We start from the raw sequence: 15,869 nt of genomic DNA on the forward strand, positions 1-15,869 counted from the left end.
TCTAGCATCTAAAAATAAAAATTGACGTTTCACGTTGTTTGTTTCGTTCAGTTTTCAAAGAACTACTTGGTCGCTCACTTGCGACTTCCTTATGTTAACATTTCTATTTTGTAATGTCAACTAAGTTTTTCATTTCGATTGCCGCTTTCGACGTTGTTGTCATCAGCGACTCGTATAATACTACACCTCTAGACTCTAATCGTCAATATGTTTTTCTAAAAAAATATAAAAAGACTTATTTCTTTTTAAAATAAGCCTTTTTATCATGTAGCACGCTATCGTTTATTATTTTTCTATAATAGGTAAAGAGACGATAAATCGAATAATACCCTCCTCATATTCAGCTCGAATACTACCACCTTGTAACTCAACAATACTTTTCGCAATCGCAAGCCCGAGTCCAGAACCTTCTGTTACTCTACTTCGAGATTGATCCTTCTTATAGAAACGTTCAAACAAATTCGCTAACTCTTCTCTCGTAAACTCTTCACTATGATTCGCAATTACAATTTGTATATCCCTGCGCTGCCTTTGAAGAGAAACTTTTATCTCCCCATCATCTTTACTATACTTAATCGCATTCATTAGTAAATTATCAAATACACGAACCATCTTTTCCGAATCAATCGATGCATAAGCACGTTCCTCAGGAAACTTCTTAACAAACGTAAGTCCATGCTCTTCCGCCTGCGGTACTAATTCTTCTATTAATTGCTCGAGTAACTCATTCATACAAACTTCTTGTTTTTCTAATACAACTTGTTCATTTGTTAACTTCGTATACTCAAATAAATCTTCTATTAAATTCTTTAGCTGCTCCGACTTTGCAAAAGCAATTCTCGTATACTCATCATGTTGTTCTTGATTTTCATATTTAGAATCTCTAAGTAATCGCAAGTAACCCATAATAGAAGTCAGCGGTGTACGTAAATCATGAGATACATTCGTAATAAGCTCATTTTTCTGCTTTTCTAATTTACGCTCTTTTTCTATATTATTCATAAGCTCTTCCGCCATATTATTAATATTCTCAGTTAAAGACGCAATCTCATCTTCACCTTTCTTCTCAATACGGTACGCTAAGTTTCCTTTTTCTATTTCCTTTACACCTTCTGCCATTGCTTCAATCTGCTTCATCTTTCTCTTTGTTATATAGAAGAAAGAGAAAATGAATACGAGTACACCTATGAAAAACGGAAACGGTCCTTCTTGCGTATCGTACATTACTACACCATCCGGAATTCCACTAACAAACATATATAAATTCTTATCTTCTATTGTAATAGGTGAAAAAGCTATAAATTCTTTTCTCGTATTTTCAAATATATCTTGACCATTTGAATAGTTGATCGCAAATGATGCTGCATTACGAATCGTATTATGCAAATCGATTTGCTCTTCTTGCGCCTGCTTCGTTTTATATAAAACTTTACCACTCTCATCAGTAACCAATATTTTTAAAGCTCTATTTCCTCGCTCTAAATTTTGATTCTCCATTTCGATCATATTGGATATAGCTTCTAATTTATTTTCATGAACCGAACTATTCGCTGCTCTTTGGGCTTGGTAATTAATTTGTTCCATACCAGCCCGATAATCGATAGTCGCTTGGCGATTCGCATTCTCAAAAAATGGCGCAGCTGCCTTTGCTGACAAAACTCCTAATAACGCACAAGCAGCAAAAGTAGTAATCAATTGAATTCTTATACTCTTCCGTACGCTCTTTACTAATTTCTCAATTAATTCTCTTGTTTTCCTTACATAAGTAAACGGATTAAATATCTTTTTCAATCTTATACCCCACTCCCCATACTGTTTTTATATATCTAGGCTTCCTTGGATTCTCCTCAATCTTTTCACGTACTTTTCGAATATGCACCATTACAGTATTATCAGACTGGAAAGATCGTTCGTTCCACACCTTTTCATAAATTTGCTCCGCACTAAACACCATACCTGGATTTCTAGCTAGCAATTCTAAAATTGAAAATTCCCTCGGGGTTAGTTTCACTTCTTCTCCCTCTACAATAACTTTATGGGTCGAGATATTTATTTTCATCTCTCCAATTTCTAGCTCGTCCTCATTTTGAATAGCAAAACCATTCATTTTCATATAACGGCGTAACTGAGATTTAATTCGTGCAATTAACTCTAATGGATTAAAGGGCTTCGTTACGTAATCATCTGCTCCTGTTGTTAATCCTAAAATCTTATCCATATCTTGCGTTTTCGCAGAAAGCATAATAATAGGCATCTCTTTCGATTCTCTTACTTTCATACACATATGAATACCATCTACTTTCGGCATCATAATATCTAATACGACTAGATGCACTTCATTTTCTTCCAGTAAACGTAGCCCTTCTTCTCCGTCCCCTGCTTGTAATACTTTATATCCTTCATTCTTTAAATAGATTGTAATTAAATTCCGAATTTCTTTTTCATCATCTACGACAAGTATTGTTTCGTGTGCCACAATATCTCCCCCATTACTTTTTAATCCCTAACTTCTATTATAGGAAAACTTCTGAAGAAAAACGCTCGGAAATCCTTAAGTTTTTCTGAAGACGCAAAAAAAGGTCTAGACCCCCCTTAAGTCTAGACCTTTTAAAAAACCCCTTTTATTTACGAACGTAGATGAAATATAGTACGAATAAAACTCCCATAACATACATAATCGGATGAACCTCTTTACGACGACCACTCACAACCATTGTAATTGGATAGAAGATAAATCCAATCGCAATCCCAGTTGCGATACTATACGTAAGTGGCATAGAGATAATTGTAAAGAATGCTGGCACTGCAATCTCGAATTTCTTCCAATCAATTTCCCCTAAAGAAGAAACCATCAAGATTCCTACAATAATTAAAGCTGGTGCCGTTACAGCTGGCGTTACAACACTTAGTAATGGCGAGAAGAATAGTGCCAGTAAGAAGAATCCTGCTGTTACAACTGCTGTAAATCCAGAACGTCCTCCCGCTGCTACCCCTGCAGACGATTCAATGTAAGACGTTGTTGTTGATGTACCCAAGATCGCACCAATTACAGTCGCAATCGCATCTGCAAATAATGCTTTTCCTGCACGTGGTAATTTATTGTTCTTCATTAATCCAGCTTGATTCGCAACCGCTACAAGCGTACCTGCTGTATCAAAGAAATCGATAAAGAAGAACGTTATAATAACAATCCCCATTTGAACTGTAAAAATATCTCCGAAGTGCGTTAACGCCACGCCGAACGTTGGTTCTAGACTCGGTATTGCTCCCACTACAGCTTTCGGAGTATCAATTAATCCTGTTGCCACTCCTAAGATCGCTGTAAGAATCATACCGTAAAATACAGCACCATTCACTTTCTTAATCATGAAGATGATTGTCGTAACAACCCCGAAGATTGCTAGTAACGTTGTGCCCTTTGTTAAGTCCCCCAACCCAACAAGAACAGCATCATTTTTCACGATAATTCCAGCATTTTGGAATCCAAGGAATGCAATGAACAATCCGATACCTGCTGCTACTGCAAACTTTAACTCCGATGGAATTGCATTAATGATTTTTTCACGAATACCTGAAGCAGTAAGAATAATAAAGATAATACCTGACATTAATGTTCCGGCAATGGCCGTTTGCCACGGAATACCCATCGTTAACACTGCTGTATAAGCAAAGAACGCGTTAATTCCCATACCTGGCGCTAAAGCAATTGGATACTTCGCGAAAATACCCATAATTAACGAACCGATTGCTGCCGCTAATGCCGTAGCAACGAATACTGCACCTGGATCCATCCCTGTACCTGCTGGTAACCCTTTAACATTTCCAAGCGACAGCGTAGCAGGATTGACAAACAGTACGTAAGCCATAGATAGAAATGTTGTTAACCCCGCTATGAACTCAGTCTTATAATTCGTACCGAGCTCATCAAATTGAAAATAGCGTTTCATCCTACGTTTCCCCCGTTATATGATTACTCGCCGTATTTCCCCTAGCCCTCTTTTATCCCGAGAAATAAAAAAGGCTTCCATTGCATATATACATGGAAGCGTTCTATAAACAAAGACAAGTTTCCCCTCATCTTTATACAAACGCCTCGTAGTCAAGCCATTTACGGTAGCTAGGTAGAAACTTTCGGGCCATATCCCCGATATTATACGACGGCATAATATTCACTTTTCGTTTGAATTACATACTCATATTAACTCGAGGTAGTGTTTTTGTCAATTTAAAAACGAACATTTTTATAAATTTCTATATTTTCGTTCGTATTAATAACGAAAACAAAAAGATCCATCTATTCATGAATGATAGATGGATCTTTTTTATTACAATACTATTCCCACTCAATAGTTGCTGGTGGCTTACTCGTTACATCATACACGATACGGTTAACGTGTTTTACTTCGTTTACGATACGAACAGAGATTTTCTCTAGTACGTCCCAAGGGATACGTGCCCAGTCAGCTGTCATACCGTCGATAGATGTTACCGCGCGGATACCTACTGTGTAATCATAAGTACGCTCGTCACCCATAACACCTACGCTACGCATACCAGGAAGCGCAGTGAAGTATTGCCAGATTTCGCGGTCTAATCCTGCTTTAATAATTTCTTCACGTAAAATCGCATCAGATTCACGAACGATTTCTAATTTCTCTTCTGTGATTTCACCTAATACACGAATACCAAGACCAGGGCCTGGGAATGGTTGACGCCATACGATTTCATCAGGAATTCCTAGTTCAGATCCTAATACACGTACTTCATCTTTAAATAACGTATTTAAAGGCTCAATTAATTTGAACTGCATGTCTTCTGGAAGTCCACCAACGTTATGGTGAGATTTAATTGTTTGTGCAGTTGCTGTACCACTTTCAACGATATCTGTGTAAAGTGTACCTTGCGCTAAGAAGTCCATACCTTGTAATTTAGATGCTTCATCATCAAATACGTAAATGAATTCGTTACCGATGATTTTACGTTTTTGTTCTGGATCTTCTACACCTTTTAACTTGTTCATGAAACGTTCTTGTGCATCCACTTTAATAACGTTCATATGGAAGCCTTCGCTAAATGTTTTCATAACGCCTTCTGCTTCACCTTTACGAAGTAAACCGTGGTCAACGAAAATACATGTTAACTGATCGCCGATTGCTTTATGAATTAATACTGCTACAACAGAAGAGTCTACGCCGCCACTAAGTGCACATAGTACTTTTTTGTCTCCAACAGTTTCACGGATCTTTTCTAATTCTACTTCGATAAAGTTCTCCATGTTCCATCCTTCAGAACAACCACATACGCCGAATACGAAGTTTTTAATTAAATCGTTACCGTGCTCAGAGTGACGTACTTCTGGGTGGAATTGTACACCGTATAAGTTTTTCGCTTCATTGCTCATACCAGCAATTGGGCAAGACTCACTTGTTGCGTCTACTACGAATCCTTCAGGTAAACCAGTTACTAAGTCGCCATGGCTCATCCATACAACTTGCTCTTCTGGAAGGTTTGCATATAATTTTGATTCGTTCTCTACTTTAAGAACAGCTTTTCCGTACTCACGGTGATTTGCACGCTCTACTTTACCACCGAATTGTTGCGTCATAAGCTGCATACCGTAACAAATACCGAAGATCGGTAATCCTAGGTCAAAGATTTTTTCATCACAATGTAATGCACCTTCACCGTATACACTATTTGGTCCACCAGAGAAGATAATCCCTTTTGGATTCATTGCTTTAATTTCTTCCGCAGTAATTGTATGTGGATGAAGTTCACTGTATACACCGAACTCACGAATTCGACGTGCTATTAACTGATTGTATTGACTCCCAAAATCTAAAACGATAATTGTATCATGCTGCTTCTTCAAAATAATCACCCCAACGTTAGTTCTCGTATATAAATATTTTCACCAATTTGGCGAAAAGCATTACTAATATAATAAAAAAAGCCAGTCCTCCGCCTCTAGTCTCATAACAAAGAAAAGGCAGGGGTCTGGCTTTATAAAGAAAGATAGTCTCCGCTCTTTATAAATATAAGACACACTGCCTTCATAGTCAGGTTGTTTACGGTAACCCGGTAGAGACTCTCAAACCATATCATTGAGGATATATGAAGGATCGTTTTATATTATCTTCCTAGATTCTAACAATGAAGTATCTATGTGGTCAAGAGAGAAAGCGACAAAATTCTACAGAAATTCATTTCCTTTTCTAAAAAACATAAAAAAACATCCATTTCTATATAGAAATGGATGTTTTTTAGGGCAAACGGAATTACATCATTCCGCCCATACCGCCCATGCCCATGCCGCCCATGTCAGGCATTGCTGGTGCATTTGGTTCTGGCTTGTCAGCAACTACAGCTTCAGTTGTTAAGAACATAGCTGCAACAGATGCTGCGTTTTGAAGTGCAGAACGAGTTACTTTAGCTGGATCTACGATACCAGACTCAAGCATGTTAACCCATTCGCCAGTAGCTGCGTTGAAACCAACGCCTACTTTTTCGCCTTTTAGACGCTCTACAACTACAGATCCTTCTAGACCAGCGTTGATTGCGATTTGACGAACTGGCTCTTCTAGTGCGCGAAGTACGATGTTGATACCTGTTGCTTCGTCGCCTTCAGCTACGATAGAAGCTACTTTCGTGTATACGTTCATAAGTGAAGTACCACCACCTGCAACGATACCTTCTTCTACTGCTGCACGAGTTGAGTTAAGTGCATCTTCAATGCGAAGTTTGCGCTCTTTCAACTCAGTTTCAGTTGCTGCACCTACTTTAATTACCGCTACGCCACCTGCTAGTTTAGCAAGACGCTCTTGTAATTTTTCACGATCGAATTCAGAAGTTGTTTCTTCTAATTGCGCACGAATTTGACCGATGCGAGCTGCGATTTGCTCTGTATTTCCAATACCTTCAACTACAGTTGTGTTTTCTTTTGTAACAACAACTTTACCAGCGCGTCCTAAAGATTCAACTGTAGCAGATTTTAAGTCACGACCTAATTCTTCAGTGATTACTTCGCCACCAGTTAAGATTGCGATATCTTCTAGCATTGCTTTACGACGGTCACCAAATCCAGGAGCTTTAACAGCTACTACATTGAATGTACCACGAAGTTTGTTCACTACTAATGTAGCTAAAGCTTCGCCTTCTACATCTTCAGCAATGATAAGAAGTGGTTTACCTTGTTGTACCACTTGCTCTAATACTGGTAAGATTTCTTGAATGTTAGAAATCTTTTTGTCAGTAATTAAGATATATGGGTTATCAAGAACTGCTTCCATTTTGTCAGAATCAGTAATCATGTAAGGAGATGCATATCCACGATCAAATTGCATACCTTCTACTACGTCTAATTCTGTTGTGAATCCTTTAGACTCTTCTAAAGTAATAACGCCGTCGTTACCAACGCGCTCCATTGCTTCAGCGATTAATTGACCTACTTCTTCGTCAGCTGCAGAAATAGCAGCTACTTGTGCGATAGAAGATTTGCCTTCGATTGGTTTAGAAATCGTTTTTAATTCTTCAATTGCAGCAGTAACAGCTTTTTCGATACCTTTACGAAGACCCATTGGGTTAGCACCAGCTGTTACGTTTTTAAGACCTTCACGAATCATAGCTTGCGCTAATACAGTTGCAGTTGTTGTTCCGTCACCAGCTACATCATTTGTTTTGCTAGCAACTTCTGCTACTAATTTTGCACCCATGTTTTCGAATGCATCTTCTAATTCGATTTCTTTTGCGATTGTTACACCATCATTTGTAATAAGTGGTGAACCGAATTTTTTCTCAAGTACAACGTTACGACCTTTTGGTCCAAGTGTTACTTTTACTGCGTTTGCAAGAGTGTCGACACCGCGAAGCATCGAACGACGTGCTTCTTCACTAAATTTAATATCTTTTGCCATAATAATTGACCCCCTTGGATTTTTTAAGATTTATATAATTAACCGATAACTGCTAAAATGTCACTTTCACGTAAAATCAAGTAGTCTGTACCTTCATATTTCACTTCAGTACCTGCATATTTTGAGAAGATGATAAGATCACCTGCTGCTACCTCTAAAGCAACACGCTCACCATTTTCAAGCACTCGACCAGTACCTACTGCAACAACTTTACCCTCTTGTGGTTTTTCTTTTGCGGTATCTGGTAATACGATACCACTTGCTGTTTTTTCTTCTGCTTGAACAAGCTCAATTACAACGCGATCACCTAATGGCTTTAGCATGAACAATAACCTCCTCATTTTGTTATGTAAATTTTATTTATTAGCACTCAAGTCATCCGAGTGCTAACACACTTATAATAATAAATAATCTCAATTTCTTTTGCAAGTAAAAAAATCATAATTTTTTCGCAAATTACTATATAAACTTTCTATATAGAATACTGCCTTTACTATATGAATCGTTGTTTCCCCTACTCGTATGTTACAATATGAAAGACACCCTAAGTTGTTTTCGCTAAAAGCACAACTTTTTCCTGTCTCTTACTTCAATTTCAAATATGTATTTACAAAAAAATCATAATTCGGATGAAAGTTTATATCGTAGATAACATATTTACATGTTATCCTACCTCATCTCATACACTAGAGTTAGAAAGGATGGTTAAACCATTTGAAGAAACAATACTGGTGGATTATCGTTACATACATTTTAATGCAGTTATCTGGCGTTGTTGGATTACCACTTCTCCTAAAAACAGGACTCTATGATAATAGAGGATTTACCATTGAAGAAAAAGGACAAATTATAACAGGACACTGGGCAATCATTAGCTTCTTTATTGCATTATGTATCGTACTTTGGTTACTTAGAACAGATATTCGTGACAGGCATTTAGATCCAAAGCGCTCTTCTGCTCCAGCTACTATTGGATGGATTTTCATCGGGTTCTTCTTAGCTTTCTTTTCACAAATAGTTGCCGGTATGATCGAGATGCAGCTGCTAGGAATTAAACAAGGTTCAGAAAATACAATGAAACTGATGGAGATTGCAAGAACGACCCCTTGGTTCCTTATTGTTGTATCTATAATTGGACCTATCTTAGAAGAAATCGTATTTAGAAAAATTTTATTTGGTGCACTTTATAAGAAGTTTAACTTCTTTATCGCAGCTATCATTAGTTCGCTTGTATTCGCAGCAATTCATTTTGATTTTACTCACTTATTGGTATACACTGCTATGGGGCTCGTATTCGCCTTCTTATATGTGAAGACGAAACGTATTATCGTTCCGATTGCAGCTCATGTTGCGATGAATACATTAGTCGCTATTGGGCAAATTTTTATGAGCAATGAGCAAATTCAAGAAATGATTAAAGAAGCTGAAAAAATGCAAGGCTTTATCGGAGGATTTTTTGTATGAGAAACTCACCATTGTTCATGGCTGCACTATACTTCCTTCTTGGATGTATCTTTACACGCTTCGCCATTACGAACGTGACAGATACAATCTGGAATATGTGGACAATACTATTTGCAGTTATGGCAACAATTGATTTTAATTTGGCACTTCGCCTTATATTAGTTAAATTCACAAAGAAGAAACAATAATAAAACGCAGAGGTCGCTTCCTCTGCGTTTTATTGTGGATAGTTTTTCAAAAAGTAAACTAATGTTTGTAACTCTACAGCTAAATCAATATGATGAATTCTAATATTCTCTGATACGTTTAATCGCGCTGGTGTGAAATTCAAAATACCATGCACGCTCGTTTCAGCTAATCTATCTGCTACAGCTTGTGCTACTGTAGCCGGTACTGTTAATATTGCCACTTGTATATCATTTGATAATCTCTCTTCTAATTCATCTAAATGGTATACAGGAATGCCCCCGATTTCTGTTCCAACTTTCTCTTCACTAACATCAAATGCCATTTCAATTTTTGTATTATTGTTTTTCGTGAAATTATAATGTAAGAAAGCGGTCCCTAAATTACCTACTCCAATAAGTGCTACACGCGTTATATCATCTTGATCAAGTGTTTCGCGGAAAAATGATAATAAATAATTTACGTTATATCCATATCCCTTTTTCCCTAACGCTCCAAAATACGAAAAATCTCTTCGTATTGTTGCGGAATCTACTTTTACCGCTTCACTCAATTCGGCCGATGAAACACGCTGCTTACCAGAAAGAGATAAGTTTTGGATAAATCGATAGTATAGAGGCAATCTTTTAGCAGTGGCTTGTGGAATCTTTTGCTGATCCATATGACCTCTCCTCTCTTCCTATCTTTATTCATATACTTTAATCAAATACAGAAGTTTAGCACTCATTAAATTCCTTGTATAATAAAGAGAAGAAGTATTCTCTCTTATTTTAAACTATACACTATTTTTAGTATGATTGAGAAATATAAACATGGCAAAGTTAAGAAATTATTTGAGGTGAAAACATTGATTTTATTACAAGTAAATGGACTTTCGAAATTATACGGTGCAGAAACAATTCTTGCAAACATAAAATTGGAAGTACAAACAAAAGATCGTATCGCATTAGTTGGAAGGAATGGAGCTGGAAAATCTACATTATTAAAAATTATCGCTGGTGAATTATCACATGATGGTGGCGAAATTATAAAACCGAAAGATGTCTCAATCGGGTATTTAGCTCAAAATACCGGCTTAGAAACGTCTTTAACAATTTGGGATGAAATGCTAACCGTCTTTACCCACTTACAGCAAATGGAGACAAAACTTCGAAGGCTTGAGCAAGAAATGGGAAAAGAAGAAAACTTTTCAAACGAAGCTATATATGAAAGATTGTTAGCTGATTATGACCAATTGCAACTCAATTATAAAGATCAAGGTGGATATCAATATGAAGCGGATATTCGCTCCATTTTAAGCGGCCTTGGCTTCCCAGTTGAAACGCACCAGACGACGATTTCTACTTTAAGCGGTGGGCAAAAAACAAGATTAGCTCTCGGAAAATTATTATTAACAAAACCAGACTTACTTATTTTGGACGAGCCTACAAACCATTTAGACATCGAAACATTAACATGGCTTGAGCAATATTTACAAGGTTATCCTGGCGCAATATTAATCGTTTCACATGACCGTTATTTCTTAGACAAACTTGTTACACAAGTATATGAAATTTCGAATAAAGAAAGCAGACGATTTGTTGGTAACTACAGTAAATATTTAGACTTAAAATCAGCATTATATGAGCAAGAAATGAAACGTTACGAAAAACAACAAGATGAAATCGCAAAACTTGAGGACTTCGTTCAAAAGAATATAGCTCGCGCCTCTACAACGAAACGTGCTCAAAGTCGCCGTAAACAACTAGACAGAATGGAATTATTAACGAGACCATTAGGGGATTCTAAGTCAGCATCATTCCACTTCGATATTGAAAAGCAAAGTGGAAATGATGTTTTACAAGTAAAGGATGCAACCATTGGCTATGATGAGGACCCTATAATTGAAAACGTAACTATGCGCTTAACTCGCGGAGATAGTGTTGCTTTAGTTGGTCCAAACGGAATTGGGAAATCCACATTATTAAAATCTATTGTGAATAAGTTACCACTATTAAATGGTGATGTTTCTTTCGGATCAAATGTATCTGTTGGTTATTATGATCAAGAACAAGCAAACTTAACATCTTCTAAACGGGTTTTAAATGAACTATGGGATGAATATCCACTGCAACCTGAAAAAGAAATCCGTACTATACTCGGGAACTTTTTATTTACAGGAGATGATGTACTGAAACCAGTATCTTCCCTTAGTGGTGGACAAAAAGCTCGATTAGCTCTTGCGAAACTTATGATGCAAAAGTCAAATTTATTAATTCTGGATGAGCCTACGAACCACCTTGATTTAAATAGTAAAGAGATTTTAGAGAATGCTTTAATTGATTATCCAGGGACTCTTCTATTTGTCTCACATGATCGCTACTTCATTAACCGTGTAACAACGACTGTGGTTGAGTTATCAACAGAAGGTGCACAGGAATATTTAGGGGATTACGATTACTATGTGGAGAAGAAAAATGAAATGATTGAACGCGCAGCATTTGAACAACTTGAACAGCAAGAAAATCAGGCACCTGTTCAAAAAACTGTAGCTCAAGAAAAATTAAATTATCTCGAAGAAAAAGAGCGTAAACAATTAGAACGTCAACGCACTCGAAAAATTGAAGAACTAGAACAAAACATCGTAAACTTAGAAGAAGAAATTGCTACGTTAGAAGATCAACTTTGCTTACCAGAAATATATGCAGATTATGAAAAAGCGAGTGAAATTACAACTAAAAAACAAACGCTACAAGAACAACTTGAAACTTGTATGGCAGAGTGGGAAGAGCTGCATGTATAAGAGTATTTAAATAAGGAAGATGTCTCATCAGTCATGATTTTTGACTATGTGACATCTTTTTTCTTTAAGTACATAAATAATTTTTTGAATATATCAATGGTAACTCGGAATATATCAACCAATTTTCAAATACATCTATTGTCACCCTATATATATAAACGATTCGACACGAAATATCGATTTACCGACAAGGATTGACAATATCAGCACCCTCTATAATAGAAGGATATTTCAAAATGTTTTTCAGGGATATCTTCTTACTTTTTATTTCCCGAAAAACAATATATTCAAAGGTCAGACTTCATCTGGTTTATCCACAAACTTATACACATATCCACCTTTATAAAATAGCTAACAAAACAACTTTTCCACATTATCCACAACTAACAAAAAAGATATCAACACTTTATATACACAACAAAACCCACATTATCAACAGATAATATGGGTTTTATCCACAAGCTGTGGTTAATTATGTGCATAACTATGCTTCAATATCTAATCCTGGATTCGCATTTAAGGCTAATGTTGCACGCTTGCCTTGTTCATACGCAATTGTCCCTGCCGCTGCAATCATTGCTGCATTATCTGTGCATAAAGATAGCGGTGGAATAATTAGTTCAATGTTTTCTTTTTGTGCAAATTCTTCTTCTAATCGCGCACGAAGTCCTTTATTAGCAGCTACTCCACCAGCAAGAAGTAATTGCTTTACATTATAAGCTTCTGCTGCACGAGCTGCTTTCGTTACAAGTACATCTATTACACTTTCTTGGAAACTTGCCGCTAAATCTTCTGGTTTAATTTCTATACCACGTTGTTTCGCGTTATGCACAGTGTTGATAACTGCTGATTTCAATCCACTAAAGCTAAAATCATATGAATTCGGTTCTAGCCATGCACGAGGCAAATCAATTGTTGGTTCTCCTTCATGTGCAAGACGATCAATATGCGGACCACCTGGATATGGCATAGATAACGTACGAGCTACTTTATCATATGCTTCTCCAGCTGCATCATCTCGCGTTTCACCAATTACTTCAAATGAACCATGTTCTTTCATATAAACAAGTTCTGTATGCCCACCAGATACAACAAGTGATAATAGCGGGAATTGAACTTCTTTTACTAAACGGTTCGCATAAATGTGACCTGCAATATGATGAACACCGACTAGCGGAATATCATGTGCAAAAGCTACTGCCTTCGCTGCATTTACCCCAATTAGAAGTGCTCCTACTAAACCAGGCCCTTCTGTTACAGCAATTGCATCAATATCATCAAATGTGATATTTGCTTCTTTTAAAGCTTCTTCTAACACAACTGTAATTTCTTCTACATGATGACGGGATGCAATCTCTGGTACAACCCCGCCAAAACGTTTATGACTTTCGATTTGTGATGCAACGACATTCGCAATAATTTCCGTTCCATTTTTAACAACCGCTACCGCTGTTTCATCACAGCTTGTTTCAATCCCAAGTATAATCGTATTTTTTTCCATTATATATTCACCCACATTACAAGACCATCTTCCTGATTGTCTGCATAGTATCGTTTACGAATTCCACCATTTTGAAATCCGTATTTTTTGTACAACTGCTTTGCTACTTCATTTGATACACGTACTTCAAGCGTCATTGTTTTTACTCCTAGTTCTTTCGCTTCTGAAATAACTGCTTTCAATAAGGCATCTCCCAATTTTTGACCTCGGTATTCTGGCAAAATAGCTATATTTGTTATATGTGATTCATCAATAATTATCCACAATCCACAATATCCGATTACACGACCATCTTTTTCTAACACAATATAATGTGCATGTTCATTCATCGTTAATTCACGGTGAAAGGCATCTGCAGTCCAAGGAGTTGAAAAAGATACTTCTTCAATAGCTACAATTTGAGCAATATCATCAAGTTCCATCTTTCTAAATATCATATCCATCTTCTGCAAGGCCCCTACTTGTTTTGACTTTCTAACCACTTTGTTTCAGCTTCAGCTAAACGAAGATAGCTTGGAACAAACGTATGCACATCTTGTTCTTCTTGTTGTAATCCTAAGAATGCTAGCTCACTTGGTCTTGCATTATTTTTAGTAAAAGGAGCGAATACAGCTTGATCACCTAAATGTTCTATAATTGTTTCTTTATGCAATTTAACATCATTACCGATAAATAAAACAGGCTGTCCTTTATCTTTTAACATTTGCAACCAGTCCACAATAAGAATAATTCGGTCTTCTTCTATTGAAGTTAACTGCTCTCCTTCATATGTATATAATCCAGTATAAATTTGCCCACGTCTTCCATCAAATAAAGGACAAATTAACCCATTAAAGTTAGCACCGTTTGCAGCTACTACCTCTAAACTTGATACACCTACAATTGGTATTTGAAGTGACCAAGCTAATGTTTTTGCCGCTGTCACGCCTATGCGAACACCTGTATATGATCCAGGTCCAGCAGCTACTACGATTTTAGTTAATTCCTTCGGTTTTACACCACATTCTTTTAACAGTTGCTCTACAGCTGGCATAAGACGTACAGAATGGTTTTTCGTCAAATTTGTAATGATTTCCCCAATCACGTTTCCTTCCTCAATAAGGGATACACCCATTACGTAATTTGAAGTATCAATTGCTAGTACTTTCATCTTGTAATAGCTCCTCACATAATCTAATATAGCGATCTCCAATTGGCTCGAGTATAATTTTTCTTGTGTCATCTCCCGCATGGAATAAACTAATTTGTAACTTTTCATTCGGTAAATATGCTTCTATTAAATGAGCCCATTCCACTACCGTAATTCCTTCACCGTAGAAATACTCATCAAAGCCTAAGTCCTCTTCGCTTTCTGCTAAGCGATACACGTCCATATGATATAGCGGTAATCTTCCTTTATATTCTTTAATAATATTAAAGGTAGGACTATTTACAACTCTTTTCACTCCAAGACCTTTTGCTAGTCCCTTTGTAAAAGTCGTCTTACCAGCTCCAAGATCTCCTTCTAAAATAATTACATCTTGTGCTTCTACGAGTTCACCTAGTTTTTCTGATAATCTTTGTGTTTCCGAAGAAGATTTTGTTGTTACTTCATATTTTCTCACAGACTTCACCTACTTTACTCACAATGTTCTCTGCTCTTTATTATACAGGTTTTGAATATATAAAAAAGTCCTTAGGAGTTGTCCTAAGGATAGTTTGACTGTCTTTATTAGTTTTTTGTTAAAACAAATAAAAAAATACGAAACAACTTGTTTCGTTCTTTTCTTTATATAAAATGGCGGTCCCGACCGGGGTCGAACCGGCGATCTCCTGCGTGACAGGCAGGCATGTTAACCACTACACCACGGGACCATTTGGTTGCGGGGACAGGATTTGAACCTGCGACCTTCGGGTTATGAGCCCGACGAGCTACCGTACTGCTCCACCCCGCGATGATATAAATAGCTTGGCGACGTCCTACTCTCACAGGGACAAGGTCCCAACTACCATCGGCGCTAGAGAGCTTAACTTCCGTGTTCGG

The 15,869-nt window shown here is 37.0% G+C and carries 14 protein-coding genes, 2 tRNA genes, 1 rRNA gene and 2 riboswitches; of the genes, 3 read left to right on the plus strand and 14 right to left on the minus strand.

Going from position 1 to position 15,869, the window contains the following annotated elements; genetic code table 11:
- Positions 1–285: 285 nt before the first annotated feature.
- The 6 genes from ampS to groES form a co-directional block, all read right to left on the minus strand.
- On the minus strand, positions 286–1,791 hold the full coding sequence (gene ampS / locus ACQRBL_RS01175; protein WP_097988264.1) for an aminopeptidase AmpS: 1,506 nt from the start codon (positions 1,789–1,791) through the stop codon (positions 286–288).
- Complete coding sequence (locus tag ACQRBL_RS01180) at positions 1,775–2,476, minus strand: response regulator transcription factor (protein WP_000929891.1); 702 nt, start codon at positions 2,474–2,476, stop codon at positions 1,775–1,777. Before ACQRBL_RS01180 ends, ampS begins: the two co-directional genes overlap by 17 nt.
- Positions 2,477–2,621: 145 nt before the next feature.
- Positions 2,622–3,947, minus strand: coding sequence for an NCS2 family permease (locus ACQRBL_RS01185; protein WP_000833096.1), 1,326 nt, complete (start codon positions 3,945–3,947; stop codon positions 2,622–2,624).
- Between the two features lie 129 nt (positions 3,948–4,076).
- Positions 4,077–4,178: riboswitch (purine riboswitch) on the minus strand.
- Positions 4,179–4,333: 155 nt separating this feature from the next.
- Positions 4,334–5,872: a glutamine-hydrolyzing GMP synthase gene (gene guaA / locus ACQRBL_RS01190; RefSeq protein WP_141526296.1), complete on the minus strand. Its 1,539-nt coding sequence runs from the start codon at positions 5,870–5,872 to the stop codon at positions 4,334–4,336.
- Positions 5,873–6,036: 164 nt separating this feature from the next.
- Positions 6,037–6,138, minus strand: a riboswitch (purine riboswitch).
- Positions 6,139–6,278: 140 nt separating this feature from the next.
- A complete protein-coding gene (gene groL, locus ACQRBL_RS01195; protein WP_001029992.1) occupies positions 6,279–7,913 on the minus strand; it encodes a chaperonin GroEL in 1,635 nt (544 codons plus the stop codon).
- Between the two features lie 38 nt (positions 7,914–7,951).
- Positions 7,952–8,236: a co-chaperone GroES gene (groES, locus tag ACQRBL_RS01200; protein WP_000917311.1), complete on the minus strand. Its 285-nt coding sequence runs from the start codon at positions 8,234–8,236 to the stop codon at positions 7,952–7,954.
- A gap of 391 nt (positions 8,237–8,627) precedes the next feature.
- On the opposite strand from groES, the gene ACQRBL_RS01205 reads away from it, so the two are divergent.
- Both ACQRBL_RS01205 and ACQRBL_RS01210 read left to right on the plus strand, forming a co-directional pair.
- Positions 8,628–9,377 carry a CPBP family intramembrane glutamic endopeptidase gene (locus ACQRBL_RS01205; RefSeq protein WP_097822679.1) on the plus strand — a complete coding sequence of 250 codons (750 nt, stop codon included), beginning with the start codon at positions 8,628–8,630 and terminating at the stop codon, positions 9,375–9,377.
- Entirely contained in the window at positions 9,374–9,565 is a 192-nt protein-coding gene (locus ACQRBL_RS01210; protein ID WP_001246201.1) for a YdiK family protein, read from the plus strand. Before ACQRBL_RS01205 ends, ACQRBL_RS01210 begins: the two co-directional genes overlap by 4 nt.
- 29 nt (positions 9,566–9,594) lie before the next feature.
- Here ACQRBL_RS01210 and ACQRBL_RS01215 read toward each other — a convergent pair whose 3' ends face one another.
- On the minus strand, positions 9,595–10,224 hold the full coding sequence (locus ACQRBL_RS01215) for a redox-sensing transcriptional repressor Rex (protein ID WP_000372699.1): 630 nt from the start codon (positions 10,222–10,224) through the stop codon (positions 9,595–9,597).
- Positions 10,225–10,410: 186 nt separating this feature from the next.
- On the opposite strand from ACQRBL_RS01215, the gene ACQRBL_RS01220 reads away from it, so the two are divergent.
- Positions 10,411–12,345 carry an ABC-F family ATP-binding cassette domain-containing protein gene (locus ACQRBL_RS01220; RefSeq protein WP_217810011.1) on the plus strand — a complete coding sequence of 645 codons (1,935 nt, stop codon included), beginning with the start codon at positions 10,411–10,413 and terminating at the stop codon, positions 12,343–12,345.
- Positions 12,346–12,829: 484 nt separating this feature from the next.
- On the opposite strand, the gene tsaD is transcribed toward ACQRBL_RS01220, so the two are convergent.
- From tsaD to rrf, 7 genes are all read right to left on the minus strand, one after another.
- Complete coding sequence (gene tsaD / locus ACQRBL_RS01225; RefSeq protein WP_000414595.1) at positions 12,830–13,846, minus strand: tRNA (adenosine(37)-N6)-threonylcarbamoyltransferase complex transferase subunit TsaD; 1,017 nt, start codon at positions 13,844–13,846, stop codon at positions 12,830–12,832.
- Positions 13,846–14,289 carry a ribosomal protein S18-alanine N-acetyltransferase gene (gene rimI, locus ACQRBL_RS01230; protein WP_000367207.1) on the minus strand — a complete coding sequence of 148 codons (444 nt, stop codon included), beginning with the start codon at positions 14,287–14,289 and terminating at the stop codon, positions 13,846–13,848. Before rimI ends, tsaD begins: the two co-directional genes overlap by 1 nt.
- Positions 14,290–14,303: 14 nt before the next feature.
- Positions 14,304–14,996 carry a tRNA (adenosine(37)-N6)-threonylcarbamoyltransferase complex dimerization subunit type 1 TsaB gene (tsaB, locus tag ACQRBL_RS01235; RefSeq protein ID WP_411996675.1) on the minus strand — a complete coding sequence of 231 codons (693 nt, stop codon included), beginning with the start codon at positions 14,994–14,996 and terminating at the stop codon, positions 14,304–14,306.
- On the minus strand, positions 14,977–15,450 hold the full coding sequence (tsaE, locus tag ACQRBL_RS01240) for a tRNA (adenosine(37)-N6)-threonylcarbamoyltransferase complex ATPase subunit type 1 TsaE (protein WP_411996674.1): 474 nt from the start codon (positions 15,448–15,450) through the stop codon (positions 14,977–14,979). Before tsaE ends, tsaB begins: the two co-directional genes overlap by 20 nt.
- Before the next feature lie 174 nt (positions 15,451–15,624).
- Positions 15,625–15,700: transfer RNA gene (locus ACQRBL_RS01245), tRNA-Asp, on the minus strand.
- Positions 15,701–15,703: 3 nt separating this feature from the next.
- A tRNA-Met gene (locus ACQRBL_RS01250) sits at positions 15,704–15,780 on the minus strand.
- Positions 15,781–15,792: 12 nt separating this feature from the next.
- A 5S ribosomal RNA gene (rrf, locus tag ACQRBL_RS01255) occupies positions 15,793–15,869 on the minus strand; the annotation flags it as partial.

Source organism: Bacillus sp. AF62 (genome assembly GCF_050312695.1).
GTDB classification, from domain to species: Bacteria; Bacillota; Bacilli; order Bacillales; family Bacillaceae_G; genus Bacillus_A; species Bacillus_A cereus.

Bases quoted from the DNA above. Each gene is read 5' to 3' on its own strand.
- ACQRBL_RS01185 (WP_000833096.1), bottom strand. From the start codon at position 3,947: ATGAAACGCTATTTTCAATTTGATGAGCTCGGTACGAATTATAAGACT.
- groL (WP_001029992.1), bottom strand. From the start codon at position 7,913: ATGGCAAAAGATATTAAATTTAGTGAAGAAGCACGTCGTTCGATGCTT.
- groES (WP_000917311.1), bottom strand. From the start codon at position 8,236: ATGCTAAAGCCATTAGGTGATCGCGTTGTAATTGAGCTTGTTCAAGCA.
- ACQRBL_RS01210 (WP_001246201.1), top strand. From the start codon at position 9,374: ATGAGAAACTCACCATTGTTCATGGCTGCACTATACTTCCTTCTTGGA.
- ACQRBL_RS01215 (WP_000372699.1), bottom strand. From the start codon at position 10,224: ATGGATCAGCAAAAGATTCCACAAGCCACTGCTAAAAGATTGCCTCTA.
- tsaD (WP_000414595.1), bottom strand. From the start codon at position 13,846: ATGGAAAAAAATACGATTATACTTGGGATTGAAACAAGCTGTGATGAA.
- rimI (WP_000367207.1), bottom strand. From the start codon at position 14,289: ATGGATATGATATTTAGAAAGATGGAACTTGATGATATTGCTCAAATT.
- tsaB (WP_411996675.1), bottom strand. From the start codon at position 14,996: ATGAAAGTACTAGCAATTGATACTTCAAATTACGTAATGGGTGTATCC.